The 11,933-nt window shown below is 65.6% G+C and carries 8 protein-coding genes and 1 pseudogene; 2 read left to right on the top strand and 7 right to left on the bottom strand.

Features of this window, described 5'->3' with window-relative positions:
* The 4 genes and pseudogenes from VN047_RS00600 to VN047_RS00585 all read right to left on the bottom strand — a co-directional run.
* Positions 1-324 (bottom strand): annotated as a pseudogene (locus VN047_RS00600) (hypothetical protein); the annotation flags it as partial.
* A 558-nt stretch (positions 325-882) separates the two neighbouring features.
* Positions 883-1,188 (bottom strand): alkylphosphonate utilization protein, encoded by a 306-nt coding sequence (locus tag VN047_RS00595; RefSeq protein ID WP_325538965.1) that lies wholly within the window; start codon positions 1,186-1,188, stop codon positions 883-885.
* A gap of 108 nt (positions 1,189-1,296) precedes the next feature.
* Positions 1,297-2,958 (bottom strand): SulP family inorganic anion transporter, encoded by a 1,662-nt coding sequence (locus tag VN047_RS00590; RefSeq protein WP_248459107.1) that lies wholly within the window; start codon positions 2,956-2,958, stop codon positions 1,297-1,299.
* Entirely contained in the window at positions 2,955-3,275 is a 321-nt protein-coding gene (locus tag VN047_RS00585; protein ID WP_325538964.1) for a helix-turn-helix transcriptional regulator, read from the bottom strand. The genes VN047_RS00590 and VN047_RS00585 overlap by 4 nt, the downstream gene beginning before the upstream one ends.
* Before the next feature lie 154 nt (positions 3,276-3,429).
* Between VN047_RS00585 and VN047_RS00580 the strand changes: the two genes are divergently transcribed.
* Both VN047_RS00580 and VN047_RS00575 read left to right on the top strand, forming a co-directional pair.
* Complete coding sequence (locus VN047_RS00580) at positions 3,430-3,921, top strand: DUF983 domain-containing protein (protein WP_325538963.1); 492 nt, start codon at positions 3,430-3,432, stop codon at positions 3,919-3,921.
* A gap of 63 nt (positions 3,922-3,984) precedes the next feature.
* Entirely contained in the window at positions 3,985-5,616 is a 1,632-nt protein-coding gene (locus VN047_RS00575) for a Na+/H+ antiporter (protein WP_325538966.1), read from the top strand.
* A gap of 193 nt (positions 5,617-5,809) precedes the next feature.
* On the opposite strand, the gene VN047_RS00570 is transcribed toward VN047_RS00575, so the two are convergent.
* The 3 genes from VN047_RS00570 to VN047_RS00560 form a co-directional block, all read right to left on the bottom strand.
* Positions 5,810-6,340, bottom strand: coding sequence for an OmpH family outer membrane protein (locus VN047_RS00570; RefSeq protein WP_325538962.1), 531 nt, complete (start codon positions 6,338-6,340; stop codon positions 5,810-5,812).
* A gap of 19 nt (positions 6,341-6,359) precedes the next feature.
* The gene (gene bamE / locus VN047_RS00565; RefSeq protein WP_325538961.1) at positions 6,360-6,797 is read right to left on the bottom strand and encodes an outer membrane protein assembly factor BamE domain-containing protein; all 438 of its coding nucleotides are present in this window, start codon (positions 6,795-6,797) and stop codon (positions 6,360-6,362) included.
* A gap of 38 nt (positions 6,798-6,835) precedes the next feature.
* On the bottom strand, positions 6,836-11,933 hold a 5,098-nt coding region (locus VN047_RS00560), incomplete at its 5' end, for a YadA-like family protein (protein WP_325538960.1).

The following is an 11,933-nucleotide window of genomic DNA, read 5'->3' as shown; positions in this document are numbered from 1 at the left end:
CCGGCGCGTATAGTCGAGGATCAACATGTCCGGATCCTCGATACTCATCGCGCTTTGCACGAAAGCCCAGTTTGCGAGGAGGCTCCGTATATTGCCCAGCTCGAAGACGAGCGGGGCGGCCAGTTCGCCCGGCTCCATCGGAGACGCGTGGTGATGTTCGGTCCCATATCGTTCAAAATAACGCTGTTCGCGGTCGATATCGTCGAGATGATCGAGAAAGCGATCGAGTTCGGTTTCCGCTTGATCGATGCTCCGGCAATCTGCCCCTGTTTCGAGTTCGCAAGCGATCTCGACCTCGAAATCTTCCGCGGACCTATCTGTCATGGTCGCGGCGCTCGTTCTGCCGATCATGCGATCGTCCGCCCGCAATGGTGACGCCGATAAACAGGGCGAGAAGCAAGACGGAGACGAGAATGATCAGGAATATCGTCATGCGCACTTCCCGCAAGGATGTGTCGATTGCCCGAAGGCCAGGCTGCCGGTCGCCTCCGAACGCCAGACAAACCCCGTCGGGGTCATGATCACCGCGGCCGGGATCATTGGCTTTGCCGCTGCTCGAACTGCAGTGCCTTCTGATACATCTCGCGCCATGCAACGGCCGCACGAAGGGCCCGGTCCCGTACGTTCGGAAGCGACGCCTCGTTCGCTTCCGTCTGACACGCCTGCATGCGAGCCAGATAGAAGCGGCTGTTCCGTGCGGTCGGTTTGAGATTCTGGGAAATCATGTCGCAAGTTCCGTTTCTCGGTATTGTGGTGGAACGTCATCGCGAGGCCCGGTCGATCCGGCCCCGGCAGGCCGGCGGAACTTTGCGGCTCCACCGATCGGCCCGGCGACGAGCCACGCGCCGCTGCCGCCACGACAAGGCTTCGCAAGCGGAAAACCTAGCGCTTGCGCACGAACTCGGCGCGCAAGACGAGCCCCCTGATGCTCTCGTGACGGCAATCGATCTCCTGCGGATCGCCCGTCAGGCGGATCGACTTGATGACCGTCCCCACCTTGAGCGTCTTGCCGGCCCCCTTGACCTCGAGATCCTTGATCAGTGCGACGCTGTCGCCATCCTCGAGCAGGTTCCCGACCGCGTGGCGAACCTCGACCTGCGAGGCCGCGGCCTTGCGTTCCGCAAGCTCCGACGCCGGCATCCACTCGCCGCTTTCTTCGTCATAGACATAGTCGTCACTGTCACTCATTTCATTCTCCAGACTTGGTCAGAATTGGTTTTCCCGGCCGCCGGCCGATCGAGAAATGGCGCGCACGAATGACCTGCCGCTCACGCCTGCCGCCCATAGGGATCGCCGTCATTTCACCTCCGCCAGATCAACCGCGAGCGCCTGCGCGCTCGCATAATCGGCCGCGTAGGAGATGCGACCCGCCGCTTCGCCAAGCCCGATCCTCCCGAGCATCGCCCGCGGCTGGGGCTGAACGCCCGAGACGATCACCCGCGCCCCCGCCAGCCGGGCCTGTTCGACAAATTCTCCGAGTGCCTGCGCTCCGCTCGCATCGAGGAGCGGCACGAGCCGCATCCGCAGGATGATGACGCGCGGCGACTGGCCGACGCGGCGTAGCGTGTCGAGCAGTTCGCCCGCGACGCCAAAAAAGAAGGGACCGGTGATCCGGAACACCTCGACGCCGGGCGGCAGGTCATCGCGCTGGTCGAGGTCTTCGGCATCGAGTTCGGCATCGCGGCTGCCGCTTCGATCGACTTCGACCGCTTCGGCCATGCGCGCCATGAACAGCAGCGACGCAAGCGTCACCCCGACCGCGATCGCCACCGTCAGATCGACGAGGACCGTCAATCCGAAGGTGATCAGCAGCACCGCCCGGTCGCTGTTCGGCATGCGCAGCAGCGCGAGGAAGCGCTGATACTCGCTCATGCCCCAAGCGACCATGAACAGGATCGCGGCGAGCGCCGCCATCGGCACATAGGCCATCAGATCCGTGCCGAAGAGAATGAAGCCGAGCAGAAAGGCCGCGTGCATCATGCCCGCGACGGGCGTCTTCGCACCCGACCGGATATTGGTCGCGGTGCGCGCGATCGCCCCGGTAGCGGGGAGGCCGCCGAACAGCGCCGAGCCGAGATTGGCGACGCCCTGCCCGATCAGTTCCTGGTTCGAACGATGCCGCGTCCCCGCCATGCCGTCGGCGACGACCGCCGACAGCAGCGCCTCGATCCCGGCGAGGAAGGCGATCGTGAAGGCCGATGGCAGGACGGCATTGATCTTAACGAGCGAGATATCAGGAAACGACGGCACCGGAAGGCCCGCCGGAATGTCGGGAAAGCGCGATCCGATCGTGTCGACCGGCAAGTTCAAAAGTGCCACCGCAAGGGAACTTGCCACCGCCGCGATCAGGAAGCCCGGCAGCCGCGGCGCGAATTTGCGGAGCGCGATAATGATCGCCAGCGCGCCACCACCGATGCCGATCGCGGCCCAGTTCGCGCTGGACAGCGCCCCCAGATAAGCCTGCCATTTGGGGAGGAAATCGGCGGGCACCTTGTCGATGGCAAGGCCGAGGAAATCCTTGACTTGGCTCGAGGCGATGATGACCGCGATCCCGGCGGTGAATCCGGTCACCACCGGATGCGGGATATATTTGATCATCTGGCCGAAACGGAGCAGGCCCGCCGCGATGAGGATGAGCCCGGCGAGCAAGGTCGCGATCAACAGGCCGTCATAGCCATGGCTCGCAATGACGTTGAAGATCACGACGACGAAGGCGCCCGTCGGACCGCCCACCTGCACACGCGATCCGCCGAGCGCCGAGATCAGGAAACCCGCGACGACCGCGGTAATCAGCCCCTTGTCGGGCGAAGCCCCGCTCGCGATGCCGAGCGCCATGGCGAGCGGCAGTGCGACGATCGCGACGGTCAGACCGGCGATCGCATCGGCGCGGAAGGCGGCGGCGGAATAGCCCTCGCGAAACACCGTGAGGAGTTTCGGCGTATAGGCCTCGGTCTTCACCGTATTGCGGGCCGGCTCGGAAATTTGGCGGACAAAAGCGCACGATCGGACCGGTTAGGATCGGCATGGGTCCCTTCGCGCAGTCGAACGCCGCGCCCGGTTCCGACGCTCGACGAATATTCGCCGAGCAATTCGATGCCTGCGCCTTCGAGCGCGCCAATCACCTTGACCAGCGTATCGACGACGCCGCGGACCTGCCCGTTCGACGCTTCCATCCGCTGGATCGTCGGAAGAGAAAGGCCGGCGAGCTCGGCCAGTTCGCGCTGGTCGATCCCGAGGAGCGCGCGCGCCGCACGCATCTGCTGTGACGTGATCATATCGGCCTCTTGATGTTTAATACATCATTTATGAGTCTTAACGCTATCATCTTATGCTGTATATATCGATGATGCAATATCATCATTCAGATCACCAAGGCGCGAGGACCGGTACGGGAGGACCTTCACCGCTCCGCGATGGCGAACGCGGCTGATGCCCTATTTCATGTCGTCGCCTTTCGACCAGATCCCGGCAAAGAAGCCGCCTAAGCCCCCAGGCGCCCTGCAGGCGCCGCCGGCGAATGCCGAGCTGCCGGAATCAGGATGGGGCGCGATCCATCGGGGCGCGTGCGGGCGCTGCCCTCGCTGCGGCGAAGCGAAGCTGTTTCGCGCCTTCCTCAAGCCCGTGGACCATTGTTCCGCCTGCAGGCAGGACTGGACGCACCAGCAGGCCGACGACTTTCCGGCCTATGTATCGATTTTCCTGACCGGCCATATCATGGCGCCGGTGATCATCGCGCTTGTCCAGGACACGAAGCTGTCCCTGCCCGCCCTCGCCGCGATCATCCTGCTGCTCATGATCGGGCTGATGATCCTGTTTCTCCAGCCCGCCAGGGGCGGCGTCATCGCCCTGCAATGGTGGTTCGGCATGCACGGGTTCACGAAGGAACGGCACCTACCGGCGATATCCGACCGCGAAGAGTGAGGCTTGCCCGGAGCGGCAACCGCCCTCTACATGAGCGGCAATCTCACCCAAAGGAGCGAATAGCTGGATACGGTATCGATCATACTCTTCCTGTTGCTCGCCGTCGTCGTGAGCGGCGCGATATCGCGGATGCTGCCGGTGTCGCTGCCGACGCCGCTCGTGCAGATCCTGCTCGGCGCGGGGATCGGCCTCTCGACCTCCTACCGCGTCGAACTCGACCCCGAATTGTTCCTACTGCTTTTCCTGCCGCCGCTGCTGTTCCTCGACGGCTGGCGCATTCCCAAGGACGAACTGCTGAAGGACCTCTCGACCGTCGTCGAACTTGCCCTCGGCCTCGTCCTCATGACCGTCATCGGCATGGGCCTGTTCATCCACTGGATGATCCCCGCGATGCCAATGGCGGTCGCCTTCGCGCTCGCCGCCGTCGTGTCGCCGACCGATCCAATCGCGGTGTCCGCTATCGCCGCGCGCGTGCCGATCCCCAAACGGATGATGCATATATTGGAGGGTGAGTCGCTCCTGAACGATGCCTCGGGCCTCGTATGCCTGCGCTTCGCGATCGCCGCGGCGCTGACCGGCACTTTCTCCGCCGGCGCGGCAGCGCTCGACTTCCTGTGGGTCGCGGGGGCCGGATTGGCGATCGGGGTCGCTGTGACGCTGTCGGTGACACGCGCCAAGGCGTGGGTGACGAAGCGCTGGGGCGAGGATACCGGCTCGCAAATCCTCGTCAGCCTGCTGATTCCGTTCGGTTCGTACCTGCTCGCCGAGCATGTCCATGCCTCGGGCATCCTCGCCGCGGTGAGCGCCGGCGTGACCATGACCTTTGCCGAAATATCGCGGCAGGCGATGGCGATCACACGGATGCGCCGCAATTCGGTATGGGATACGATCCAGTTCGCGCTCAACGGCATCATCTTCGTGCTGCTCGGCGAGCAGCTGCCCGCCATCCTCGCCGACGCGAAAGAAACGGTCGCGCTCACCGGTCATGGCACGCTCTGGTGGCTCGCCGTCTACATCGTCGCAATCGTCGCGGGCCTCGCGGCGCTTCGCTTTCTGTGGGTATGGATATCGTTCCGCCTCACGATTCTTCGCAAGCGCGACAGGAATATCGAGCTCCAAAGCCCCAACTGGCGACTGGTCGCCGCGATGTCGTTCGCCGGCGTGCGCGGGGCGATCACGCTCGCGGGCGTCCTGACGCTGCCGCTGGCCCTCGACGACGGCTCCCCCTTCCCCGCACGCGACCTGGCGATCTTCCTGGCAGCGGGCGTCATCATCGTCTCACTGATCCTTGCCACCATCGCATTGCCCCTGCTGCTCAGGGGGCTGGTCATGCCGCCGGACCAGTCGAAGCAGGCGGAAGAAGATGCGGCTCGCGTCACCACGGCCGAGGCCGCGATCCGCGCGATCGAACAACGACAGCATGCGCTGGCCGAGAAACACGGCGAAGCCGATCTCTATGCGGCGGCCGGCGCGCGCGTCATGGATTTTTACCGCGAGCGCATCGAAAGCCGCACCAACGGCCTTTCGGACGCCCGCAAGGCGGAAGAACGGCTTGTGCGCGAGTTCCAGCTCGTCGGCATCAGGGCCGAACGCGAGGCGCTTCTCGGTCTCGGCCGCTCGCGCGCCATCGGGAGCGGCATCGCGCAGAAACTGAACCGCGAGCTCGATTTGTCCGAGGCACGATATCGCGGCTAGCGGCCGTGCGCGGACGCAAACATGCGATTCGGGCTTCGGGCATGCCGCCGCAGCGGCTAGCCACGCCTCCAGCATGAGATGGCTATGATCGACGATCCGGAGGTTCGCTTCCTCAATCGAGAAAGCAAAACCTGACCGGCCGAATATTCTTTATGCAAGGAGCATCGATCTGCGGCATCGCCTGCCAGAGGCATCAATTGAGCGAGACAGCTTGCAGGACGCCGTCCATGTCCCGGGCGACCGCCTGGGTGATGTCCATGGCGTTGTTCCAGCCATAGGCATTGTCTCGTTCGAAGACGACGCTGCACGCCGAACGCGTGATCACGCGTGAGAGCGCCTCGTTGAGCGCGCGGTCGATCTGCTGCTGGCCACGCGTTTGCGCCGCGATGAAACGTGCATTTTGCTGCTGGTCGAGCGCCTGAAGCTGTTGATTGAGCGCCGCCTGCAGACGTTGATATTCGATGGGGGCGGTTGCGTTCTGCCTTGCTTCGAGCGCGCGGCGCTGCTGATCGATGGCGGCCCGCTGCTGAGCGAGCTGGGCCGAAAGCGTCCCCTGCATCTGCTTGAGCTGCCCCTGCAGCGACTGACCCGCGCGCGAGGCACCGATAGCAGCGGTGCGCGACAGCAGACACATGCCGGTTATCGGCGGGCCGAAGGTCTGGGCGGACGCCGATGCGGTCGCAAAGACGAGCGAGGCGGCGGCGAGGATAAGGAAAAGACGCATGTCGCCGCCTCTCGCCTGATCAGCTCGCAGCCGCAACCAGGTCGGCACAGGATTGTTCCTGCCAGACAACTTCGGACACGGTGACATTATAATGACCGCGCGGGCGGATGAAGCGAATCTCCATCCGGCAGCGGGTGCGCTCGGTGCTTCCCGGCGCGGCGGGGAAGAACAGGACATAGTTCCACCGCCGCGTGATCCCTTCGCCAAAATGCGGCGCTCCGATCCAGCGATAGATATCGGACTTGCTCACACCGGGCGTGATCATTCGCACCGCCGCGGGGCGGACCGTCGCACCGAGCTTCTGGTGCTCGAGCGGCTTTTCGCGAAAGGCGGCGGAATCGACGGTCGCGACATAGGCCGGGGCGGTTGGTGCCGGACCGTCTTCGGCAATGGCCGCGGCGGGGCTCATGACGCCAACCCATGAGAGAAGCGGAAGAGCGAGCAACTTGATTTTCATGATATCCTCCCTGGAAGACCGGATGACGAACGGAGCGGTCAGAACTGGAAGCCGACGCCGACATTGGCACCGGCGCGCTCCTGCGTGTCGTAGGTGGCGCCGATCTTAACGACGGTGCGCCCGTCATCCATGACCCGCGACAGACCCATCGCGAACGCCGATTGCCCGCGATAGGTGCCCGCACCGAAGGCAAGCATCCCGCGACCGGGTTCGAACGCTTGCGGAAGGCCCGCCGCTGCCAGCGCACCGGCGGTGCCGGCGAACGCATCGCGCCGGGCCTGGGTCAGATCGAAGTCGAAATCGGCGAACCGCGAGTCGGTATAGGCATTGGCGCTGGCGAGCGTGTTTGCGAGTCCCTCGCCCAGCTGCTGGACGTTGACCGCATCGGTCGGCGCCACACCCGCCGCGACATTGTGCAGCGTCGTCGCCGAACCGCCGGGGTTGAACGTCACCGAATTACCGCTCGCGTCATATTGCACCGAATTGTTGGCGACCTGCTGCACCTGGTGCAGCTGCGACCCGTTGACCGCGTCGGTCGAGGTCGCATTGACCGCGCCCGCCGCGACGTTCTGGACCACGTTGCCGCCCATGTTGACCGTGGTGCTGGCGCCGACCGTGAGGCCGCCGTTGGCCGTCACCATCCCGGCGAAGGTCGGGTTGTCGATGACGCCGACTTGGAGCTGGTTGCCGTTCAGCGTCACGACGGTGTTGGAACCGGCGCTCACGTTGAGCGTGCCGTTCGACGGCACGTTCGACGACGGACCGCCATTGGCCTGGATGTTCCAGCCCGCACCGGCGGTCTGGTTGATCGCCGTCAGCGCGTCGTTGACATTATTGTAGGTGTTACCGCCCACGGTCAGATTGGTGGTGACGGTGCCGGTCGTCGAATTATAGCTCGAATTGCCGCCGAGCCCCGCCGCCACGCTCTCGCCAAGATTGGTGACATTGCCCTGCACGTTCGAGATGCTGCCTTCGATCGTGGTCACCCGGTTGTCGAGGTTGGTGACGTTGTTCTCGACGGTGGTCACCCGGCCGTCGAGATTGGCGACATCGCCCTCGACATTGGTCACCCGCCCATCGAGATTGGTGACACTTCCCTCAACGGCGGTCACCCGGTTGTCGAGATTGGTGATCTGGGCGTTCGCATTCTGTGCGACGGCATCGAGCTGGCTGACATTGACCGCGTCGGTCGGGGCGGAGCCCGCCGCCACATTGGTGAGCTGCCGCTCGGCCCCGGCGGAACCGATCGACACTTCGCCCGCCGAGTTCTGCGGTGCGGCCAGGCCATAAGCCGCGTAACCGGCGCGCGCACCGACCGAGGTCGTTGCGCCCGCCCCCAGCGCGACGCTACCCGAGAAGCTTGCATTGGCACCCGCACCGAACGCGATCGACTGGATGCCATTGGCAACCGAGTTGGTGCCGAAGGCGATAGCATCGGCCTGGCTGACGCGCGCATTCTGACCGATCGCAGTGCCGCCGGGAGCGGTCTGCTCGACGATCGCGCCATTGCCGATGCCGATGCCGTTGTCGCCGTTGACCACCGTGGCCGGGCCGACCGCGACCGATTCCTGGCCGACCGCGAGCGAATCGTCCGCGGTGGAATTGGCGTGGAAATATTTGGTCGTCGTGGCCGAGACCGCGCCGATCGCCCCCGCCAGCTGCCGGATGGTTACCGCGTCATGTGCATCGGTGCCGTCGGCGACATTGGTGATCTGGCGCACCTCATTCGCCGCCGCATTGCCGACCGAGACTGCGCCCCGCAGCACGACGTCGCTGGTGTTGTAGGTGATGCTGTTGGGCCCCGCCGGAATGGTGCCGGTGGCTGGCGCCAGCACCCGGTCGGAGACCGCGTTCGCGCCGAGCGCCAGCGATCCCTCGATGCTTGCTACCGTGCCACGGCCAAGCGCGACCGCATTGTCGGCGCTCGCATTCGCCTGATAACCGAGCGCGGTCGAGCCCACGCCCTGCGCGAAAGCGTCGGTCTCCGCGAGACCCGTTTCGTTGGTGCGGGCATAGCGGATACCGTCGCCGTTCGCCTCGGTGTAGATGGTCGAGGTATCGCCGGCGATATTGTTGATCGTATCGCCGACATTGATGAGGGCGCCCTCGATCGTCGTGACGCGGCCGTCGAGATTGGTAACATCGCCCTCCACCGTGGTCACCCGCGTGTCGAGATTGGCGATGTCGGTCGTGTTCTCATCCACCTTCTGGTTGGTCGCGAAGAGCTGCGAGCCATTGACCGCATCGGTCGAGCCATTGCTCAACCGCCCCGCCGCCACATTGGTGACCGTACGCTCTGCACCCAGCGCCCCGACGCTCACCGTCGAAGTCGGCGTCGCGCCCGCGAAAGCGTAGGCCGTGCCGCCGATCGTCGCGCCGGCGGTGCCTATCGCGATATCCGTGGTCGAGCCGTTGCCAAGGGCCACGTCGCCCGCGTTGTTCGCCACCGCGTTCGGACCGATCGCCACCGAGTCCGTCCCGAGCGCCTGACTGTCCGCCAGTGTCGAGTTGGCGTGGAAATATTTGATGCCCAGGCCATTGTTTATGTCGGTCAGATTGTCCTCGATGTTGGTAACCCGGTTGTCGATGTTGGTCACGTCGCCCTCGAGGTTGGTTATGTCGGTGCTATTCTCACCCACCTTCTGGTTGGTTGCGTAGAGCTGCGAACCATTGACCGCATCGGTCGACGTTGCCGAAAGCACACCCGCGCCGACGTTCTGGATCTGCCGTTCGGCCCCCGCCGCGCCGACCGAGACCACTCTCGTGCCGCTCACCCCCGCCGCCGGCGTCGCGCTGCCGGCGAGCACGAAGGCACCCGCATGCCGCGTGTCCGTCACCGAGCCCGAGCCGAGCGCAACGGCGCCCGCCTGACTCGCCGTGGCCCCCTGACCCAGCGCAGACGCGAGCGTGCCCAAGGCGTTGGCCCCCTGGCCGATGGCGACCGACTGGTTCTGAGCTCTGGAATCGAGCCCCATGGCCACCGACAGGCCTTGCGCGTTTGCCCGCGTGCCCAAGGCGACCGACACGTTCTGCGCGACCGAGGACTGGCCGACCGCAACGCTGCTGTTGCCGCCGGTGGTATCGGCCTTGGCGTTGGCGCCGATCGCAACGTTGGCCCCGCTGCTGTTCGGATCGGCCGTCGTCCCGGCCGCTGCCCCCCTGCCCACGACGACCGAGTCCAGGCCATAGCCACGGGCATTGTTGCCGATCGCCACCTGCCCGCCACTAGTCGGGCCCGGAATGGCGATCGTAACAGCTCCGTCGCCCAGGGCCACCGACGACGTTCCTGCAGCGGACGTACCGACACCCGCTGCCAGCGCGTTCCGGCCCGTCGCGCCATCATTGTTGTAGTTGGCACCGGCCGTGCCGCCATCGTTGACGCTGAAGTAGTGAACCGCGCTGTCCTCGACGGTGGCCGCCAGCGTTTCGATGGACTGGTTGGTCGCGAAGAGCTGCGAGCCGTTGATCGCATCGGTCGAGGAACCGCTGATCTGGCCCGCCGCAACGTTCTGGATCTGCCGTTCTGCACCCGCGGCGCCGACCGACACGACGCTGGTCGGCGCGACGCCGGAAAAATTATAAGTCGTGCCGCGGATCACCATGGTGGCCGTCGGCACCGCCGCGGTGGTCACCGAACCCGAGCCCAGCGCCACATCGCCGGCATTGTTCGCAACGGCCGTGTCGCCAAAAGCGAGCGCTCCGGCGGCGAGCGCGCTGCTCACGTTGCCGAGCGCGACCGATCCCTGGCCTACCGCCATATTGCCATTGCCGATCGCGACCGCGCCGTCCGCCATATTCGCCGCGGTTGCCGTCGCCGTGCCGTCAGCGTTAGCGATGTTGTTCGCGCCGCCCGTGAAGGCGCCGGTTCCGCTGGCATAGCTTGGGTCGCCGATCGCCACCGCACCGTCGCCGAAGGCGGTGTTGCCCGCGCCGATCGACACGGCCTTGCCGCCCGCCGCGCTAGCGCTCGTACCGATCGCCACGGCATCGGCCGTGCTGGCAACCGCATTGGCGCCGATCGCAGTCGTTCCGCTGGCGGTGACACCGGCGCCGGCATTGCTGCCGAGCGCGATGTTGTTGGCACCCGTCACGGTGGAGCCCGCGCCAGTGCCGACGGCAATGTTCGCGGTGCCAGTGACGGTTCGGCCGGTTGCAAGGCCGATGGCAATCGACTGGTCGTTATTGACAGAACCGTTGCCAGTGCCGTTGCCGATGGCGACCGTGCTGGCGGACACCGCGGTCGCAGCGGAGCCAAGCGCGGTCGAGAAAGCGCCTTGCGCCTGGCTGAGCACACCCACGGCGACCCCGTTTTGCCCCGCAGAGACGCTCCGGTCTCCGATCGCAGTAGCAAAGATTCCGGAGGCGGTGGTATTGGAACCGAGCGCCGTGGTGTTGGTCGCGTTGGCCGTCGCTGCAGCGCCCAGCGCGGTCGCAAAAGCGCCTTGCGCCTGGCTGTTCACACCGACGGCGACCCCCGCCTGCGCCGCCGCCACGCTTGCGTTTCCAACCGCAGTACCAAACATCCCGGATGCAGTGGAACTCGCACCAAGTGCCGTAGTGCCCTGTGCGGTGGCCTTGGCGCCCAGACCAAGCGCAGCACTCCCCATGCCCGAAGCGAGGGTGTTATTGCCGATTGCGCTGGAACCGGCACCTTGGGCATTTGCCCCGGCGCCGACCGCAGTCGCCGATGCAGCGGTCGCCTCGGAAGCAACGCCGATCGCCGTCGCGCCCGCCTCCAGCGCGTCGGCGCCGACGCCGATCGCAATGGAATTGTCCCCGGCCGACGCCGCGTCGCATCCGACAGCAATGCCGCCGGTGCTCGCGCCCCCTTCGACGGTCGTCGGCTGCTCCGTATCGCAGAAATTGCCACCACCGATCGCGATGCCGCCATTGGAGGTTGTCGTGGCGCCGCCGAGCGAAGTCTGGGCATGGGCGGCCGGCGGTATTGTCATCAGGCCGATCGCGAGCGCAACGGGTGAGGCCCAGGCGGCAAGCCTGCCGCCGAACGGGCCGAAACCTCCGTGCGCATCCACGTCCATGGCCTCAAGCCCGGTGCCAAGTGCGCGCGTGCCGGAGCCCGCGCCGCCGAGCGTGCCGAGGCCAAGCTTGTCGCGCTTGATGCCCAGCACGCGGTGC

It is taken from the genome of Sphingopyxis sp., assembly GCF_035565275.1.
Lineage (GTDB): Bacteria > Pseudomonadota > Alphaproteobacteria > Sphingomonadales > Sphingomonadaceae > Sphingopyxis.
This window is presented reverse-complemented; position numbering and strand designations above follow the sequence as displayed.